The organism is Candidatus Wallbacteria bacterium, assembly GCA_028687545.1.
In the GTDB taxonomy this organism is placed as follows: Bacteria; Muiribacteriota; JAQTZZ01; order JAQTZZ01; family JAQTZZ01; genus JAQTZZ01.
This window is the reverse complement of sequence record JAQTZZ010000045.1, coordinates 14,788-33,815: the sequence shown is the minus strand read 5'-3', so window position 1 is coordinate 33,815 and position 19,028 is coordinate 14,788. Positions and strand designations below refer to the sequence as shown.

Below are 19,028 nucleotides of genomic sequence, written 5' to 3'. Positions count from 1 at the left end.
TGTAGGTCACTTCGCAGGTGACAGGCGTTGTACCCTGCTTCAAGGTAAAGGTAGCTGTTGTGATCGTAGAAGGATCCATGCCCTCGCTGAAGGTGGCTGTGATATTCCCGTTGACTGCCACGGCTGTAGCCGCATTGGCAGGACTCGTGGAACTCACTGTAGGCGCTGTATTGTCAGGCGCAGCACCAGTCGTGAAGCTCCAGGTCTTCTTGACTGCCAAAGCATTGTGTGCCTGATCCTTGGCAGCAGTAGTAATCTCCGCAGTATAAGTGGTGTTGAATGCGAGATCGCTGGCCGGGTTCAAGGTCGCAGTAGTACCCGTATACGTCACCTCACAGGTAACAAGTGTTGATCCCTGTTTCAAGGTAAAGGTTGCGGTGGTGATTGTAGAAGGATCCATTCCCTCGCTGAAGGTGGCTGTGATATTCCCGTTGACTGCCACAGCAATAGCCGCATTGGCAGGACTTGTGGAACTCACTGTAGGCGCTGTATTGTCAGGCGCAGCACCAGTCGTGAAGCTCCAGGTCTTCTTGACTGCCAGTGCATTGTGTGCCTGATCCTTGGCAGCAGTAGAGATCTCCGCAGTATATATAGTGTTGAAAGCGAGATCGCTGGCCGGGTTCAAGGTCGCAGTAGTACCGGTATAGGTCACTTCGCAGGTGACAGGCGTTGTACCCTGCTTCAAGATAAAGGTTGCAGTAGTGATCGTAGAAGGATCCATGCCCTCGCTGAAGGTGGCTGTGATATTCCCGTTGACTGCCACAGCAATAGCCGCATTGGCAGGACTCGTGGAACTCACTGTAGGCGCAGTATTGTCAGGCGCAGCACCTGTCGTGAAGCTCCAGGTCTTCTTGACTGCCAGTGCATTGTGTGCCTGGTCTTTGGCAGCGGTGGAGATTGTTGCTGTATAAGGGGTGTTGAAGGCTAGATCGCCGGCAGGGGTCAGGGTCGCGATGTAGCCATGATATGTCACTTCGCAAGTGACTGGCGTAGTACCCTGTAGCAAGGTAAAAGTAGTTGTAGTGATCGTAGAAGGATCCATGCCTTCGCTGAAGGTCGCGGTGACGTTCCCGTTGACTGCCACGGATGTAGCAGCATTGGTTGGACTTGTGGAACTCACTGTAGGCGCAGTATTGTCAGGCGCTGCTCCTGTGGTGAAGCTCCAGGTCTTTGCGACAGCCAGTGCATTGTGTGCCTGGTCTTTGGCGGCCGTGGAGATTGTCGCTGTATATGGAGTGTTAAAGGAGAGATCGCCGGCAGGGGTCAGGGTCGCGATGTAGCCATGATATGTCACTTCGCAGGTGACTGGCGTAATGCCCTGCATCAAGGTAAAAGTAGTTGTAGTGATCGTAGCAGGATCCATTCCCTCGCTGAAGGTGGCTGTGATATTCCCGTTGACTGCCACAGCAATAGCCGCATTGGCGGGACTTGTGGAACTTACTGTAGGCGCTGTATTGTCAGGCGCGATTCCTGTGGTAAAGTTCCAGGTCTTTGCGGCGGCCAGTGCATTATGCGCCAGATCTTTGGCAAGTGTGCTGATCGTCGCAGTATAAGTGGTATTGAATGCGAGATCGCTGATCGGAGCCAGGGTAGCGATGTAGCCAAGATACGTCACCTCGCAGGTGACAGGTGTTGTACCCTGCTTCAAGGTGAAGGTAGCTGTAGTGATCGTAGCAGGATCCATTCCCTCACTGAAGGTGGCTGTGATATTCCCGTTGACTGCCACAGCTGTAGCCGCATTGGTGGGACTTGTGGAACTCACGGTGGGAGCTATGTTGTCTGCTGCTGAACCTGTGGTAAAATTCCAGGTTTTTGCGACAGTCAGCGCATTGCCTGCCAGATCTTTGGCACGAACTGTGATCGTAGCAGAAAACATAGAGTTGGCTGCGAGATCGCCTGTCGGGTTCAGGGTCGCAATTATACCCAGATACGTCACCTCGCAGGTAACTGGTGTTGAACCCTGTTTCAAGGTAAAGGTAGTGGTAGTGATTGTAGTAGGATCCATTCCCTCGCTGAAAGTCGCGGTGATGTTCCCGTTGACTGCCACAGCTGTAGCGGCATTGGCAGGGATTGTGGAGCTTACAGTGGGAGCTGTGCTGTCTGCTGCTGATCCTGTCGTAAAGCTCCAGGTCTTAACGACAGTCATGGCATTATTTGAAAGATCCCTGGCCACGGTTGTAATCATAGCTGTATAGATAGTGTTGGCTGCCAGATCGCTGGTCGGATTCAGGGTTGCAATGAAGCCGAGATAGGTCACTTCGCATGGAACAGGCGTTGACCCCTGTTTCAAGGTAAATGTAGCGGTGGTGATCGTAGAAGGATCCATCCCCTCGCTGAAGGTGGCTGTGATGTTTCCATTGACTGCCACAGCTGTAGCGGCATTGGCAGGGATTGTGGAACTGACTGTGGGGACTGTGCTGTCCAGCGATGTACCTGTCGTAAAATTCCATGAAGTGTTGACGGCAAATGCATTGCCTGCCAGATCCATGGCACCAGTGGTAATAGTCGCAGTATAAGTGGTGTTGGCTATGAGATTGTATGTCGGAGTCAAAGTCGCGACTGTACCGGCATACTTCACAGCGCATGAAACAGACGTTATCCCTGTCTTCAAGGTAAAGGTCGTGGTGTTGATCGTTGCAGGATTCATTCCTTCGCTGAAGGTCGCGGTAATGCTCCCGTTAAGGGCTACACCGGCGTCAAAATCAGCAGGGGCATACATTGCAGAAACCGTGGAACTCAATGTAGGCGGAGTGCTGTCTCCATCTGACCCTGTGGTAAAGTTCCATGTCACATCTGAAGCCAGTGCATTGCCTGCCAGATCCCTGGCGCCAGTGGTGATCGTCGCGGTATAAACGGTTGTGGCTGCTAGATTGCTTATCGGGTGCAAGGTAGCAGTGGTGCCCACATACGTCACAGAACATGGAACAGTCGTTGCGCCCTGTTTCAAGGTAAAGGTTGTGGTATTGATAGTGGCAGAGTTCATTTCCTCGCTGAAAGTTGCGTTGATGCTACCATTGATGGCTGCGCCGGTGCCGTCATCAGCAGGGGAGGCCATTGCGGAACTCATGGAGGGCACAGTATTATCCGGTATCCCCCCGTTACTGCTTTCAGAACTCAAAAAGCACCCGGTTAATAAGACGATTACCGGCAGCACTGACAAAAAACAGATTCTACTGATTCTCATTGCGCGTTCCTCCTGATTTAATAATAATTTACAGAGCATTGTTTCCTTTTGAGATGGTCATGGTGTTATTCACGCTTCTGACGCCATGAATGTCGCCAATCAGTTTTGTCACCAGGTCTTTTTCCGCCAGGTTCTTGGCAAAACCTGTCAAAGTAACCTCGCCTTCCTCTGTTTCCACATCGGGCCTTAAGATACTGGTTGAACGATGAACCCTTAATGTCCCTTTGACTTGCGATGTAATGGAAGCGTCATCGATTATTTGATTTGAAGTTCGGTCATCTTCTTTTGGAATCTCATTCTTAGAAATACTTAATTCGTTATTAATGCTTTCTACACCGACTATATCTAGAGCATATTCAGTAGTCAGATCTTTTTGTGCTGTGCTGCCGGCTACACCTTTCAGGGTGACATTCCCGTCCTTCACAAAAACCTCAGTGCTGAAACCACTGACACTGCGATGATAGAGCAGCGCCAGCTTCACTTTAATTGCGATCCATCTGTCCGAGTTTACTGGAGCCTCTTCACCTGTAACTTCAATTCGATTGTCAACGCTTCTGACTCCAGGCAAAGCATTAGCGGTATCCTGAGCCATCATTTTGTGGGCTTCATGAAGCACTTTACCGGACAGGGTGACTGCTCCTTCCCTGGAGCTGATTTTGAGGTGATCGCCTTTAAGAAACAATTTATAGACGTAAGTCTTCTTAAATATGGATTCAACTTCTGCGTCTTCTGAATGAAGCATGGAAGAGATGTTTTTCATGAATTGTTTCCTTTTTCTCCTTTTTTGTGATTAAGTTTTTGAATTTATAACTATATGTTACGTACTAGTTTAATGCTTTTATATGGGGTGTAACCCTACCGGAAATTACGGTGTGTTTCAAGGCAATTGATTATTGAGACTGTTTTGCCAGCGAGATCACTAAACAGCAATTAAGCAAAGTGATATCAGTTTACATTGAAAAGGAGTCAAAAGATGATATCAATCCGCACTCTTGTATTTCTGCATCTGACTTGGAACAAACCATCTTTCAGGATCGCGGAAAAAAAAGGCAGGACCCGTGAAATCGATTCCATGGATTCTTCTGTCAATCGCAAAAATGATTTCAGGAGCAAAAAGGAATGTGCAGAACTGCTCCCTGTGAAACAAACGATGTATTTCATAGCAAATTGTTTTTCTGTCAGATTCTTCCTGCACCTTCTGCCCTCGATCGAGCAATTCATCAAGTTCCTGGTTTTGAAGTCCCGAATAATTGTAGCCTGTTCCGTCTCTGGAAGGGATCTTTGAAGAGTGCCAGAAACGGCTGATGTCCGGATCTTCCGGGTAAGTTCTGGATAACATGAAGGAATCGAAATCACCGCTTCTGAGTTTAGACATGAAATCCGGCCAGGTTACATATTCTCTGCAGGATTCAATGCCTACGGCTGCTAAGTTTTCGCCGATCAGTTCAGCGGCCAGCCTGCGTTCTTCGCTGCCGTCCTTGTTCAAAATCCGAAGCACAAATTGCCGGCTCTGATACTCCAATTTTCCGTCCTTGTCTGTGTCTGAAAAACCCGCTTCCTTCAAGAGTTTCATCGCACCGGCCGGAGAATATGGAATCGGCTCGATCGATGGATCACAGGCCCAGTTTCCAGGGTTGAAAGGACCGGACAGAAGCCTGCCATATCCGTGCAGCACTTCACCGATGATCCGCTCCCTGTCAATGGCCATAGTCAGGGCTTGCCGTAATCTGCTGTCATTCAGTGGCGCATTACTCAGGTTGTAACCAAGAAATGTCTGCCCGCTGGAAGCTGACCTCTGCAGCAGGAACTGCTTTTCTACGCTTTCATCACTTCCATGTTGAAAAAACTGGTCAGGAGACAGTTCGAGCAGGTCAAGATCGCCGCGCCTGAGCATCACAAAATTCGTGGCTGAGTCAGGAATTATTTTAAATACGATATTGTCGAGAAAGGGGGATCCGGCATAATAATCCCGGTTTCTGCGCAGCACGATCTGTTCCCCGGGGATCCAGGAAGAAAAGATAAAAGGGCCTGTTCCGACCGGCTGCCTGTTGAAATCCGAAATTTGTCTGTTTCCGGAAAAAACATGCTGTGGAACAATGTTCACCAGCCAGCAGCGCAGGTTACGCACGTTTGGCTCACTGTAAACCACTCTGACGGTAAAACTGTCGCAGACTTCCAGGGTCAGAATCCTCTCAAAATCTCCTGCCTTAGGGGAGTATTCTTTCGGGGATACGAGCTGCTCGTATGTAAATCTGACATCTCCGGCGTCGAAAGGATGACCGTCGTGCCAGCATATACCGTGGCGCAGATGGAAAATTATCTCCCGTCCCTCGGCTGAAACCTCCCAGGTTTCAGCCAGTGCCCCTGTCAATCTGAAAGTACTGTCCTGAGCAAGTAAGCCGTCGAAGATGCGATCCATCACCCTGGAAGTGGGAACATCAGTTGCCAGAAGCGGGTTGAGAGTCAGCGGTTCGGAAACTGTGCCTATCACAAGAGTATCCCCATAAGCTGGGGCATTGTCAGACGCCTGGCTGGCGGGTAAATTACCGGCAGGTGTTCCTGAAGGGCCGCACCCATTTAGGAACATCAGCAACAGGAAAAAGATGATCAGAGAATAACTTGAGCGTGAAATAACGATATCACCGTTATACACCCATCTGAAAAAAAGCATTAACTCTTTCCCTTGTAATGCAGAACCAGAATCGTAATATCGTCTGACTGCTCCGCTTCTGCTGCAAATTCCTTTACAGAAGCCAGGATGTTTCTGGTGGTGGTTTCAGGGGTATCTGAATCGTTTTCTTTCTGCAGCACTTTTTCAAGCCTCTTTTCATGGAAAAGCTCATCCTGCATATTTTCCGCTTCAGTCACTCCGTCAGTGTAAAGCACCACTCTGTCCCCAGGATTCAATTTTACACTATGTGATGAATATTCTATATCTGCTGAAATTCCTAATGCACACTTAGGCGGAAACTTAATAGAATCCAGGCCTGCACCGTTTCGTTTAATATAAGGTGGATTATGGCCGGCACTGCATGACATGAGCTCGCCGGTGCGGACATTCAAAAGACCCAGGAAAAGTGTGCAGAACATGAGAGATTCATTGTTCAGGCAGAGTTTCTCATTGATCTGGGTGACAATCTCGCCGGCTGTCAGGCCTTTGTTTCCCTTGGCTCTGAGCAGTGTAATCGTAACAGCCATGAATAATGAAGCAGGCACTCCTTTGCCGGAGACATCTCCGATCGCGAAACAGAAAAGGTCATCATCAATAAAGAAAAAATCGAACAGGTCACCGCCTACTTCCCTGGCAGGTTCAATCAGGGCATACAGATCTATTTCATGCCTGTCAGGGTAAGGCGGGAAGATCTTAGCGATCATTCCCATCTGAATTTCGTGGGCGATTCTGAGATCGCTTTCAATTTTTTCTTTGGCTGCAGTTGTAGTTTTAAGGTTTTCGATATACGCACGCAGAGTAATCTGCATTTTTTTGAAAGATTCATTGCAGACAGCAATTTCGTCGTTGCCTTGAATTTCAGGAAGCTGGGCATCGAAATTCCCTTTCCCGATATTCTCGGCCGCCATCGCCAGATCACATAGGGGTCTGGTTATCTTCCTCGAAATCCGGGTAATCATCAGAAGCATTGCGATGATGCCGACTACCGCAATCATGATCAGGATCCTGTTCAGCGAGCGAAGATCTGACAGCAGTTCTTCCTCAGGAATCACTATCGCCAGTGACCAGCCATTGGAGCGCAGCGGAGTATAATAATACCAGCTTTTCCGGTTCAGATATCCACATTGGCATCTTGCAAAACCGTCCCTGCCAGCAATCATGTTCTTTCCCAGTTCGCGCAGGCCGGGATTGTTTTTTTCCTCAGCCACGCTGAATATGCTTTCATTCATTATGAGTTTTTTATCCGGATGGGTTACGACTCTGCCTGTGCGGGTAATCAAGAATCCATATCCAGACTGGGAAATACGGATTGCGGACAGAATTCTCTCAAGCCAGTTCAGCGATACATCGACTGTGACGACTCCGGCGAATACTCTCTGGCCATTTAGATTGCGGTAAAATGGAGTGGAGTATGAGCTGATGATCACATTATGGGCATCTTCATCAAAATATGGTTCAACCCAGAGTGATTTCTGAAGTAACCGCGGTATCTGATACCATTCGCCAAGCGCTTCGTTCTGGTAATCTGCAGAAATATCGACATACTCAATGTCCTTTTCACCTCTGAAAAAATAAGGCGCAAAACCGGGAACAACACTTTTGAACATCCCTGGCTCGAACATGGCACAGAGGCCGTTGATATCACCATTGGTTGAAAGCAGTTCCTTCATGATCGACTTTAATTCATCTTCAGACAATTCGGAATTTTCCAGAAAAACAGCCAGGTTTTCAGAAATCCTGGCCAGAGGATTCAGTATCCCTTCAATCTGGAACGACACCGAATCAGCAAGTTTACCGGCGTTCTCCCTCATGTATTTAATGATCAGTTTCTCTGAGATATAGCTGTTGCACCAGAAAAGCAGAAAAAAAAGCAGCAGGCAGCCGGTCAGGAGCCAGAAGCTGAGTTTAAAAGCCAGGCCTTTACTTCTGAGCATCAATGGTTCCTTTATAAAAGTCCTCGAACTGAGGAATTGCATTGATCGCCTTTTGCTCAAGCATGATCAGTCCCAGTTGATGATATTTTTCCGCAGAAAGGTTACCCATAGACCTGTCCTTGACAAGTATCAGATCTTTGAGCTTTTGCAGCATCCAGGCTTGCTGGGCTTGGCTGGAGGGCTGGCGGGGTCCCTTCATGTTCTCAATGTATTTCAGGCAGATATCAACCGCCTGCTTCGGATGTTCGAATGCATAAAGCCAGCCCTCAATAGAGGCTTTCGCGAATCCGGTACAGACTTCCGAACTTTGATCAAAGGTCTTTTTCAGGCAGTAAATCCCGTCTTCAGGAAAATCCAGTCCGAATTCATTGAAATCAAAAACAGTAAGAGCCGCAGGTTCGAAACCGGAATTGATGATCTGATGATATTCATTGTAGGAAAGGGCATTCACTGAATCAATTCCAGCGTAGAGAAAAACATTGATCGTAGAGAGGATCGGGATTATCTTCATGGAAAGGTTGTTTTTTCTGATGAATTCATTGATCAGAATCTCGAAATCACAGTTCCAGACACCGAGGCTTCTGCCATTTAAATCACTGACTTTGCCGATTCCATTGGATTTTTTACTCAGGATCAGCAGTGATGATTTCTGCAGGATCTGGGAAAGACAGACTATGTCTCTGCCTGATGCCTTTTCCCTGATTCCAGTAGTCAGAGTCTGGGTTGCAAAAACCACTTCCCCGCTCTGCAGCGATTTGGATACATTTGAGATCGGACTTCCTTCAAGGATGTCCACATCCAGACCATATTTTTCATAGATACCAGTGTCTTTGGCTACATAATACCCAGCGAACTGAGCCTGATGATACCATTGAGGCTGAAAAGATACCTTGATCGGATCGGCAGCCAAGGCATGGCTCCAAGATGCGGTAATAATTACAAATAACGCTATTAATTGATAAAATCTAATTTCTCTGCTTTGGTAAATTTTGGCGGTGTGCAGCCGGATGTTCTGCGTAAGCATTGATTTGTGGCGGGTCCTGTCCTGGTGCAACTTTTTTTCTCCTTCGCTTTGCTCAGTGCGCCAAAAAGTTGCACCTGGCCACCCCACAAAGGTTTTGAGCGGAATGACTTGGAAGATTTGCCACTCAACTTATTACATGATATCAGATTTTCCGGCTGACCTGTCAACCTTCCAGATCCTGGTACTTGCAAATTCACCGGCAATTCCGTTAGCTTACTTTTATGTCTGCTTTGATTGCCGTCTTGAAAATCATATTTCCGATCTACTCCATCATTGCACTGGGTTACTATTTCAACAGGACAGGAAAATACAATCAGAAGGTGGATGCATTCCTCAATCAGGTCGCTTTTTATTACATCATGCCAGTAGTACTGTTCAAGGGCCTGCTGTTCAATGATGTGAAATTCACGAGCGGCATCCTGCAGATTCCCGGCTTCATGCTGCTGGCTTTCATTCTGATGTTTGCGGTATTTTACTTGTTCAAAATCCCTCTCCAATACCTGATAATGTCCTTCAGGGGCAATACAGTTTATTTTGGAATCCCGATCCTGAAACTGACCCTGAACGAACAGGATTTTCTGACAGGCATCCTGGTGATTTCTTTGATTTCACCGCTCACGATATTTCTTGTTACCATCTTGAAACCAGAAACAGGCGGGCTGAGGAAAATTCTCCTGAACACTCTGAAAAATCCCTTTCTCTGGGTGCTGATACTGGGAATAATTCTGGGAAATTCAGGATTCAATTTCGATTTTCTGCAATCTCTTTTAAGTGAGATTTCGGATGCCCTGACCTTCATTTCCCTGATCATCATCGGAGGGAATCTGTCATTCAAAGAACTGAAAAAAGTTTCCGCTCTTGAGAACATGGCCATTTTCAATAAGCTGATGCTGTTTCCCCTGCTGTTCCTTTTTTATGGAAAAATGGTGGGCCTGGATCCGGCCTGCATGAAGATCGGCTTGCTGCTGGCCTCGACTCCGGGTGCAGTGACAAATTACACCATCATCCGTGAGCTTGGCCTGCCTGAGCGTGAAGCAGTGCGGAACGTGATGCTGTCATCCTTCATCTATTTCATATACCTGCCTGTGCTGCTCCTGTTTCTGGATAGACTCTGCCGTTAATCCACAGAACTTCTTGTAAAACGACTCCTAAAACGAATATAATGATTTGTGAAATGGATTAGATTTTATTCGAGGGAGGCTTGAATGGCAGTCAAAAAGACATCAATGAAGAGTGGAGTACCGGACTATTTCGAGAACACGCTGAAGGTAATCGATGAATCCGCTAAAATACTCAAACTCGATCCCGGTCTTCTGGAGGTCCTGAAGCATCCCAAACGTTCTGTGGAAGTCTCGATCCCTGTAAAAATGGATAATGGAAAGATCAAAGTTTTTACAGGGTACAGAGTTCTGTACAACATAGCCCGAGGACCTGGTAAAGGCGGCGTCAGGCTTCATCCGGACGTTAATATTTCCGAAGTCAAGGCTCTGGCTGCAGGCATGACCTGGAAATGCGCCGTAGTCGACATCCCCTTTGGCGGCGGAAAAGGCGGCATCATCATGGACCCCACAAAAATGTCGGAAGGCGAGATTGAACGCGTCATCAGGCGCTACACTGCCGAGATCGTAGATCTGATCGGCCCCAAGAAAGATGTGCCTGCACCGGACGTGAACAGCGGACAGCGTGAAATGGCCTGGATGATGGATACTTACAGCATGCATCACAGCGAGACCGTATCAGGCGTTGTTACGGGAAAGCCGTTCATACTCGGCGGCTCGCTCGGCAGGCCCGAAGCCACCGGCAGAGGCGTCTATACCTCGATCAAGAAAGCCTGCACAGTCAAAAAGATAAGCCTTAAAGGTGCCAGAATTGCAGTCCAGGGATTCGGCAACGTGGGTTCCATCGCTGCCAAGCTCTGCTCAGAAGACGGCGCAAAGATCGTGGCTGTTTCAGATGCATCAGGTACGATCTGTAACGAGAAGGGAATCGACATTCCGGCTCTGATCGCATACTCCGCAAAGAACAAGAAGATGGTCAAGGGATTTCCGGGAACAAAGGCTTATTCAGGCAGCGTCCTGGAAGTGGATTGCGATATTCTGATTCCTGCGGCCCTGGAGAACCAGATTACAGAGAAGAACGCTGCGAAAATCAAAGCGAAGATTGTAGCCGAAGGCGCCAATGGTCCTACCACAGTCGATGCCGATGCGATCCTTTTCAAGAAGGGTATTTTCATGATCCCGGACATTCTCTGCAATGCCGGAGGTGTGACTGTCTCCTATTTCGAATGGGTGCAGAACTTCTATAACTACTACTGGACAGAAGAGGAAGTCAATCAGAAGCTGGTGACGATCATGGAAAACAGCTTTAACGCTGTCTACGAACTCGCAGTTAAACATAAGATAGACATGAGAAAAGCAGCTTACTGCCTGGCGATTAAACGCGTAGCTGAGGCGACAACTGCCCGCGGCGTATACGCTTAAAACTGTTGAAAAACGACCATCTGCGCCTTGCATCTGGTCATTTTTGAACAGTTTTGTAATAGTGCTTCAAGTAGGCTGCTCAAAAACAGTTAGATGCAAGGCGCGTGAAATCCGGCGCCGTGAGCCGTACCAAAATGTACGGTGAACAAGACGGATTGAACGCAACGAAGCAGATGACTGTTTTTCAGCAGCCGTCTAAAAAAAGAGGCGCCCCGCGAGAGCGCCTCTTTTATCCGGCCGTCTGTCTGGAGCATTACCGGGTACATATGGGGTGTAATCAAAGTACCCGGGTTTGGCTCCGAAGGTTCCTGCTGAATACCTTTGATTGTTTGGGGGGCATTCAGTTGGGACTCTTCTGGGAGGCTGAACGGCCTTCGTAACTTTAACTACGATTTGCTCTACGGATATACTCCTCTCTTGTCATAGGCTTTTTCCAGGGCTGACAGGGCCACGATGTATGCCGCAGTCCTCCAGTCTGTGCCGTGTTTTTTCGCAGTCTGGCTCACCTTTTGATAGGCTGTGATGATCTTGTCATAAAGTTTCTGGTCAACTTCCTCAAGATCCCAGCTTTCGCTTCGCTTGTTCTGCAGCCATTCGAAATAACTGACGATCACACCGCCTGAGTTGCATAAAACATCCGGGATCAGATCAATGCCCTTTTGAATCAGGACGGCATCTCCGTCAGGATTCGTGGGGCCGTTTGCGCCTTCAGCGACCAGTTTGACCTGAAGCTGCGGAGCGGTGTGCGAGGTGATCTGATTCTCCAGGGCTGCAGGGATGAAAATATCCGCCTTGATTCCAAAAAAGTCTTCGTTTGGAATTGACTTGGCTTTGGCATAGCCGGCCACGCCTCCCTTTTCTTTCACAAATCCGGCCAGGTCATCCGGGTCAATCCCTGCAGGATTATAGATTGTGCCTGTGTGGTCCTGAACCGCCAGCAGCTTGGCGCCCTGCGGTTTCATAAGCTTAGCTGACCAGGAACCCACATTGCCGAATCCCTGGACTATTAAAGTGGATTTCCCGAGATCAACTTTCTTGTCCTCTGCCCACTGTTTGATCAGAAATACGACCCCCTGGCCGGTGGCCTTGTCTCTCCCGATGCTGCCGCCGCACTCGATGGGCTTGCCTGTCACGACGTGGATGCAGTGCTGGCGCTCATGGGGAGGCATGATCGCCAGATATGTATCCAGGATCCAGGCCATGATCTGGGCATTGGTGTTGACATCAGGGGCAGGAATATCGTATTCAGGACCAATGGTATCTCCCAGGGCATAAGTAAAGCGCCTGGTGATGCGTTCCAATTCAGCCATACTGTAACTTTTTGGATCAATCTGAATTCCGCCTTTAGCCCCTCCAAAAGGGATTCCTGCGATGGCAGATTTCCAGGTCATCCATGAAGCCAGGGCTCTGACTTCGTCGATATTGACCTGAGGGTGGAATCTGAGGCCTCCTTTATATGGCCCCAGGACATTATTATGCTGCACCCTGTATCCCGTGAAAACTTCGACTTTGCCGTCATCCATCTTCACCGGAAAATGAAACATCACTTCATTGTTGGTGGTGGAGAGAATCTTACGGTAACTTTGATTCAGATTCATCATCTCAGCAGCTTTGTCAAACTGCTTCCCTACGTTTTCATAGAGACTGGCATGATTGCTTTTTTTCACAATTCCTCCTGATAAAACTAGAAATGAAACCCCAGCCTGTGCTTAACAGTATTCTTCGCAGAACCAGACTCCGCCTTCTTTTTTTGAAGCCATGCAGATATCTTTATTGCTGCAATTCCCGCAGAGCCCTGCACACACTTCGTTTCGATTCTGCGCAGTCGTTTCGGTTTGTGATCTTCCTACCGCATTGTCGTCGCAGGCTGCGCCCTGGCAATCATATTCAGAACAGTAGAGAACAGGTTCTGATTTCCCTGAAAGCGAGCATTTCTTTACTTGAGTGCAGGTAAAGCACAATCCAATTTCACGTGACTTGCACATAAATCCCCCTAAATAATCTGCTCGAAGGCCCTCGATCGTTTGACAATGACATCGCATTTCTCATGCCAGAATCAGAAAAAGGCTCTTTCAAATGCAGATTGACGGTATGAAAACGGCATGGTTGTAATGATTTTATTTAGACAAAAAATGATGTGAGCAGAAAACCGGCTGAAGGACTCAGGCCGGCAGCTCGGAAGTTACCGGATAGTTTCTGACCAGTGGTTCAATCTTTACCGGAAAGCTTTAATTTATCTCTAAGTGTCTTGCGGCTGATGCCTAATATTTCCGAGGCTCTGGTTTTATTACCGTCCACGCTTTCCAGGACGTTCCGGATATACTCGGCTTCCACTTCGGCAAGTGTTCTGTCCAGCCCCATTTCACGGGCGTGGGTGAATCTCATGTGTGGGGGGAGGTCAGTTGTGTCGATTTTATCGCCTTCCTTCATCACTATCATCCTCAGGATCATGTTCTCCAGCTCCCTGACGTTTCCGGGCCAGTAATAGCTGCGCAAGGCCGAGAGCACTCCATCTGAAAAAACCGGCACCTGTTTATTGAGTTCCCGGCAGGTCCGCTCGGCAAGGTGCGAGGACAGCAGCAGTATGTCGTCGCCCCTGTCCCGCAAAGGTGGCAGGTCGATCGTGATCACGTTCAGCCTGTAGAAAAGATCTTCGCGGAATTTTCCCGAGTCCATCAGACTTGTGAGATTTTTGTTGGTGGCTGCGATGATCCGGATGTCTATCTTCATCGGCTTGGAAGAACCGATCATGCAGACTTCCCGCTCCTGCAAAACACGTAAAAGCTTCACCTGCATGGCGAGAGGTGTTTCACTGATCTCATCCAGGAAAATCGTCCCGCCTTCGGCAGTCTGGAAAAATCCTGCCCTGGAAGCGCTGGCCCCTGTAAAGGCTCCTTTCATGTAACCGAAAAGTTCAGATTCCAGCAGATCCTCGGGGATTGCTCCGCAATTCACCGGTACGAACGGAGCCGAACTTCGAAGGCTGTGATAATGAATGGCTCTGGCGACGAGTTCCTTGCCTGTACCGCTCTCACCTGTGATCAGGACTGTAGCATTAGTAGAAGTGGTTTTGGTGATCGCTGAATAAACTTTTTTCATCTGGCTGGAATCGCCGATCAGCCCATAATGATTGTCGGTTCCTTCTTCGGATTTTGCCGTCTGGCGCAGCCTGAGCTTTTTCAGTGCCCGCTCTACTGCGAGATACAGTTCCTCATCTGTGAATGGTTTGGGCAGGTATTCGTCCGCACCGTACCTGATCGCCTCTACTGCCCCTTTGATTGAAGGATAGCCAGTGATCATCATCACTTCTGTGTTGCGGAAGTTTTCCCGCACATGCTTGATGAGGTCCATGCCGCTCGATTTAGGCATTTTAAGGTCTGTAATCACCAGATTCACTTCCAGTGAATTCAGAAGTTCGATGGCTTTGGAGACTTCCGAAGCTGTGAAGACTTGATATCCCTTGAGCACAAGATTGCGCTGAATCACTTCGAGAGTATTCAATGCATCGTCAACTACCAGAATTTTTATTTTGTCATGGATGCTCATGTTTTTTCCTTGTCCTGCTTATCTGAGCTGGCGGCAGGAAGACAGTGAAGCATGACCCTGATCCAGGGGAGCTTTCCACCTCGATTTTCCCGCCATGTGAACTGACGATTCCGTGGACGACAGACAGGCCCAGGCCGGTTCCCTGATCGACATCCTTGGTAGTGAAAAATGGTATGAAGAGCTGGCTTTTCACATGATCGTCCATTCCGATTCCGGTGTCTCTCACTGCCAGAGCGATGTTTTTACCTGAAACAGTGGTGGCGATTGTCAGGGTCCCTCCTTCAGGCATAGCCTGAATTGCGTTCACTACGAGATTTACCAGCACCTGGTGCAACTGTCCGGGATCCGCATTGATTTCAGGAAGTGTTGGAGAGAGTTCCCTGTTGATCCGGATTCCCTTCCTGACGCAACGGGATTCCAGAAAAAACATTCCTTCCCCCACAATCTTGTTTAAATCAACCGAGGCTTTACGGGGAGGCATCTGTCTTGAGAAATAAACCAGTTTTTTTACGATTTCGCGGGCATGCAGGGAAGACTGGATGATCTTCTGCAGGTCCTGCTTGGTCTGCTCTGCCAGATCGGATTTTTCCATCAGCTGGGCGAAACCCAGGATATTGTTGAGAGGTTCGTTGATCTCATGAGCCACACCTGCAGCGAGTTGACCGATCGTAGCAAGTCTGTCCGCATGGCGGAGCTGCTCCTGAAGCTTCTGCTTCATCGTTTCGCCTTCCTTCTGTTCCACGATCAGTGAAATCTGCTCGGCTACCATGTGGAGCAGGTTCTGTTCTTCAATCAGAAACGGGGCATCATCAATTTCTGCAATTTTTCTCGAATAGCTGACCATGATTTCGCCGCGGGGTTTGCCTCTGGCCTGGATAGTGGATGCGAGTTTCACTTTTTCTTCCAGGAATCCCGCAGTTTTATATTCTCTGCCGTCAAGAATGATCCTGCAGGATGCAATATCCGGGAACTGCAGCGAGGGCGGCAGCATTTCCGATATTTCCGATATGATTTCGTGAAATGAAGAATCCGGGCGTTCTACGATTTTCCCGATATTGTACAAGCAGGTTAGTTCCTTGACGCGCTCTCTTAGTTCCCAATGTGACTGCTGATTTTCATAGGCAATGTCGAAAATCCTTGACAGGTCTTCATAGAGTTCCACTTCGTCGCTGGTAAAAAAGAATTTTTTACTGCTTTTCATGATCAGGAATTCTCCCTTTTCTCTGTGTGTATGGAGAGGAATTGCAACAGCAGAAGAAAATCCTTCGAGAAAAGTCTGAAGCCTGTTTTTCTGATCTTCATCCAACACATCAGTTCCGCACCCGATCCAGAGACTTCCTTTACGGGTTATGAATGGAGAGGACTTCTGCATAGAAAACAATTTAGCGGGTGTTTCGAAAAGTTCTGTATCAGCTCTATGCTTCACGCTGCAGACTAAAGAGTTGTTCTCACTTCTCCTGCAGCCATAAACTACTCCTCCATGCAGAATAAAGTTGATGCTGTCTGAGGCTGAATATTCCAGCAGGATTCTGATCACATCATGGATGAATTCCCTCCTGCTCCCGGTCTGATTGACAAGGTGCAGGATCTGCTGGGACAGCTTCCTGAAATCGCTGGTCAGCCTGCGGGATTTTTTAAGTTCTTCAAAACGGGCTTTTTTTTTCACCCTCTGCTCCTGATCACAGTTTATCATAATGAGCCTCTTGCCTTAAGGTTAGAGGCTCATATGGGGCACTAACAAACTCTCTTTTCAGCTCGGTTTGTACAGATCATTTTCACACTGAAAATTGAGTTTTGCAAGTGCCTCATGATTATAAACCGGTTTCATTTTACTGAGGTTGCTGAGTTTGACACTCCCATGAAAATCCAATACTTTTATGGACAGTTCAATTGAATGGGTAAATATGAAAGAACATCTCCTGGAAGAACTGGTCAAGAAAATATGCTGCGACGGGGGATTCCTAAAGTGGGCCATTGAGAACAAAGGACTGGCTGTGATCTATCTCCAGTATAAGAAGCGGGGTCCGGTCAAGGATCAGCTGGAGAAGAAAACCTTGCTGGAAAGCCTTTCACGGCTCCTGATTTCAGGTAATGAGCATTGTGTTTCATTGATCGGTGAGCTTTTCGAATATGACGATCTGATCAAAATTGAAGATCGCATCATCGGCAAAGGCAAGATCGGCGGCAAGACCACAGGCATGCTCCTTGCCTATAATGCGCTGCGCAATTACGGACTCCTGGAATTCAAGCTCCGCATCCCGGACTCATGGTTCATCGGAAGTTCCGTATTCACTGATTTTCTGATCAGGAATGGACTGTCCAGATTCGAGCACGTCAAATTCCTCAAAGACAGTTACGAGGAAAATTATCGGGAGTTTGTGGATGCGCTGCCTATCACAGAGTTCGACCCTGAGATAGTGGATAAGATTAAAGGTTTGCTCGATCAAACTAGTGGTGAACCGTTGATTTTGCGATCTTCATCCTTACTTGAAGACAGCTTTGGCACTCCTTTTGCCGGCAAATACGAGAGCTACTTTTTACCGAACGCTTTTTCTCCTTTAGAGAATCTGGAGATGTTCCTGAATGCCGTAAAACACATCTATTCCTCCGTTTACGATCCAAATGCACTTGAATACAGAAAAAAGAAAAATCTGCTGCACGAATATGAGGCCATGGCTATACTGGTCCAGAAAGTCGTGGGAGTCAGGCTGGACCAGCCAGATGGGCGCCGATTTTTCATGCCTCTGTTTTCAGGGGTGGGATTTTCGCAGAACTGCTATCCATGGTCGGACAGCGTCAGACAGGAGGACGGTGTGCTGCGTCTGGCGCTTGGTCTTGGTACCGCTGTGGTAGATGTCAGTGAATCCGAGCGCACCTTCATGTGCGATCTTTCCAATTTTTCGAGACCTGTCAAGGAAATGGAGGAATTCCTCAAGCAATCCCAGCGGACTATTCATGTACTTGACCTGGATGAGCACAATTTCAAACAGACTGTGAAAAGGATCAAACTTGAGGACCTGAAAGGGCTTTCCTCACTATCCGGCATTGAGGAAATAGTCAGCATTGCCGACAGGGACACAGGTTCACTAAGCCCTGCTTATCCCGAAAATTTCAGTTCTGGCTATCCATTTGTCACTTTTGAGGATATCGGCAGATGGGGAATGCGTCTCAAGGAAGCCTTGAAAGTGATTGAATTTCATTATTCCAAGCGCCACCTGGTGCAGTTTCTCAATGATTCCAAATGGGACACAGTAGCTGAGATCATCAGGATCCTGAACGAATCCCAGCTGGATTTTGCTGACGACGAGATCAGCCTGGCGCTGGTAGAGATTTATCATCATCTGAAGGACGACACTCTGTCCGGATTTGACACAGATGCCATCAGAACCTATTTTGAGAAAAAACCGGAAGTGGCGAACGACCTGGTCAACAGGCTGCAGTTCGTGGTGGACGGCAAGCGGCTCCTGAAAAACCTGGACAGCTACTCTTCCTTTAAAAACTGCTTTAAAACACTGATAAATATGGAACTGATCAGGAATGTCAACTCCATACTGGCCAGAAATGCTATGGATACTGAATTTGCGGTCTGCGGAGAAGAGCTGTATCTGCTCCAGTGCCGCCCTCTCAGCATGTATGTGGAATTCAACCAGGACGAGAAGATGGTTGCAATACAGCAGGACCGGAAGTTCGTGGATGCGATCTGGCCGTGTCCCAATGCCAGGGTCGAGGGGATCGAGACCCTGGTTTATGTTGAAGACAGGAAATATACCGGTCTGAGTCAGGATCAGAAATACGAACTCAGTAAGAAGATCGGGGAACTTAACCGGCGCCTTAAGGACTATTTCTTACTGCTGCCAGGAAGGGCAGGTTCCAGTTGCCCTGAACTGGGCGTTCCTGTCAGTTACAAGAGTATCAACAATGCGAGGATCATAGCGGAGTATCCGCTGGAGCAGCATCTGCCTGAGTTTTCCTATGGATCGCATTTTTATCTTGACCTGGTAGGCGACGGTATCTACAATTTCGCCATCGATAAAAACGCCCTGTTCAGGAAAGAGCTGATAGAGGGACGGATCAAGGAAAGCTTTTTCGAAGGCGCTCTGATCGTGGCTGTCCTGCCACTTAATGTTTACTTCTCTGCGGTTGAACGGCGGATTATCTGTGAGATTCTGAATTAATCATGCTCAGGTTG

At 48.1% G+C, this 19,028-nt stretch carries 12 protein-coding genes; 3 read left to right on the top strand and 9 right to left on the bottom strand.

Annotation, left to right across the window (positions count from 1 at the left end; translation table 11 throughout):
* The 5 genes from PHW04_14905 to PHW04_14885 all read right to left on the bottom strand — a co-directional run.
* Window positions 1-3,184, bottom strand: a 3,184-nt coding sequence (locus PHW04_14905) for an Ig-like domain-containing protein (GenBank protein MDD2717178.1), incomplete at its 3' end; no start/stop codon positions are given.
* A gap of 28 nt (window positions 3,185-3,212) precedes the next feature.
* The gene (locus tag PHW04_14900; GenBank protein ID MDD2717177.1) at window positions 3,213-3,944 is read right to left on the bottom strand and encodes a BON domain-containing protein; all 732 of its coding nucleotides are present in this window, start codon (window positions 3,942-3,944) and stop codon (window positions 3,213-3,215) included.
* Window positions 3,945-4,163: 219 nt separating this feature from the next.
* Window positions 4,164-5,855 (bottom strand): ABC transporter substrate-binding protein, encoded by a 1,692-nt coding sequence (locus PHW04_14895; protein ID MDD2717176.1) that lies wholly within the window; start codon window positions 5,853-5,855, stop codon window positions 4,164-4,166.
* The gene (locus PHW04_14890) at window positions 5,855-7,789 is read right to left on the bottom strand and encodes a SpoIIE family protein phosphatase (GenBank protein ID MDD2717175.1); all 1,935 of its coding nucleotides are present in this window, start codon (window positions 7,787-7,789) and stop codon (window positions 5,855-5,857) included. The genes PHW04_14895 and PHW04_14890 overlap by 1 nt, the downstream gene beginning before the upstream one ends.
* On the bottom strand, window positions 7,776-8,699 hold the full coding sequence (locus PHW04_14885) for an ABC transporter substrate-binding protein (GenBank protein ID MDD2717174.1): 924 nt from the start codon (window positions 8,697-8,699) through the stop codon (window positions 7,776-7,778). Before PHW04_14885 ends, PHW04_14890 begins: the two co-directional genes overlap by 14 nt.
* A gap of 335 nt (window positions 8,700-9,034) precedes the next feature.
* Between PHW04_14885 and PHW04_14880 the strand changes: the two genes are divergently transcribed.
* Both PHW04_14880 and PHW04_14875 read left to right on the top strand, forming a co-directional pair.
* On the top strand, window positions 9,035-9,934 hold the full coding sequence (locus PHW04_14880; GenBank protein ID MDD2717173.1) for an AEC family transporter: 900 nt from the start codon (window positions 9,035-9,037) through the stop codon (window positions 9,932-9,934).
* A gap of 84 nt (window positions 9,935-10,018) precedes the next feature.
* The gene (locus PHW04_14875) at window positions 10,019-11,293 is read left to right on the top strand and encodes a Glu/Leu/Phe/Val dehydrogenase (protein MDD2717172.1); all 1,275 of its coding nucleotides are present in this window, start codon (window positions 10,019-10,021) and stop codon (window positions 11,291-11,293) included.
* A gap of 398 nt (window positions 11,294-11,691) precedes the next feature.
* Here PHW04_14875 and PHW04_14870 read toward each other — a convergent pair whose 3' ends face one another.
* The 4 genes from PHW04_14870 to PHW04_14855 form a co-directional block, all read right to left on the bottom strand.
* Window positions 11,692-12,894 carry a Glu/Leu/Phe/Val dehydrogenase gene (locus PHW04_14870; protein ID MDD2717171.1) on the bottom strand — a complete coding sequence of 401 codons (1,203 nt, stop codon included), beginning with the start codon at window positions 12,892-12,894 and terminating at the stop codon, window positions 11,692-11,694.
* Between the two features lie 108 nt (window positions 12,895-13,002).
* Window positions 13,003-13,278 carry a hypothetical protein gene (locus PHW04_14865; protein MDD2717170.1) on the bottom strand — a complete coding sequence of 92 codons (276 nt, stop codon included), beginning with the start codon at window positions 13,276-13,278 and terminating at the stop codon, window positions 13,003-13,005.
* A gap of 223 nt (window positions 13,279-13,501) precedes the next feature.
* Complete coding sequence (locus tag PHW04_14860) at window positions 13,502-14,839, bottom strand: sigma-54 dependent transcriptional regulator (protein ID MDD2717169.1); 1,338 nt, start codon at window positions 14,837-14,839, stop codon at window positions 13,502-13,504.
* Entirely contained in the window at window positions 14,826-16,532 is a 1,707-nt protein-coding gene (locus PHW04_14855; GenBank protein ID MDD2717168.1) for an ATP-binding protein, read from the bottom strand. Before PHW04_14855 ends, PHW04_14860 begins: the two co-directional genes overlap by 14 nt.
* Before the next feature lie 211 nt (window positions 16,533-16,743).
* On the opposite strand from PHW04_14855, the gene PHW04_14850 reads away from it, so the two are divergent.
* Window positions 16,744-19,014: a PEP/pyruvate-binding domain-containing protein gene (locus PHW04_14850; GenBank protein MDD2717167.1), complete on the top strand. Its 2,271-nt coding sequence runs from the start codon at window positions 16,744-16,746 to the stop codon at window positions 19,012-19,014.
* The last annotated feature ends 14 nt before the right edge of the window (window positions 19,015-19,028 follow it).

What these genes read in the sequence shown, in the direction of transcription:
- PHW04_14870 (MDD2717171.1), bottom strand. Translation starts at nt 12,894, where the DNA reads ATGATGAATCTGAATCAAAGTTACCGTAAGATTCTCTCCACCACCAAC.
- PHW04_14895 (MDD2717176.1), bottom strand. Translation starts at nt 5,855, where the DNA reads ATGCTTTTTTTCAGATGGGTGTATAACGGTGATATCGTTATTTCACGC.
- PHW04_14850 (MDD2717167.1), top strand. Translation starts at nt 16,744, where the DNA reads ATGAAAGAACATCTCCTGGAAGAACTGGTCAAGAAAATATGCTGCGAC.
- PHW04_14855 (MDD2717168.1), bottom strand. Translation starts at nt 16,532, where the DNA reads ATGATAAACTGTGATCAGGAGCAGAGGGTGAAAAAAAAAGCCCGTTTT.
- PHW04_14865 (MDD2717170.1), bottom strand. Translation starts at nt 13,278, where the DNA reads ATGTGCAAGTCACGTGAAATTGGATTGTGCTTTACCTGCACTCAAGTA.
- PHW04_14860 (MDD2717169.1), bottom strand. Translation starts at nt 14,839, where the DNA reads ATGAGCATCCATGACAAAATAAAAATTCTGGTAGTTGACGATGCATTG.
- PHW04_14900 (MDD2717177.1), bottom strand. Translation starts at nt 3,944, where the DNA reads ATGAAAAACATCTCTTCCATGCTTCATTCAGAAGACGCAGAAGTTGAA.
- PHW04_14880 (MDD2717173.1), top strand. Translation starts at nt 9,035, where the DNA reads ATGTCTGCTTTGATTGCCGTCTTGAAAATCATATTTCCGATCTACTCC.
- PHW04_14890 (MDD2717175.1), bottom strand. Translation starts at nt 7,789, where the DNA reads ATGCTCAGAAGTAAAGGCCTGGCTTTTAAACTCAGCTTCTGGCTCCTG.
- PHW04_14875 (MDD2717172.1), top strand. Translation starts at nt 10,019, where the DNA reads ATGGCAGTCAAAAAGACATCAATGAAGAGTGGAGTACCGGACTATTTC.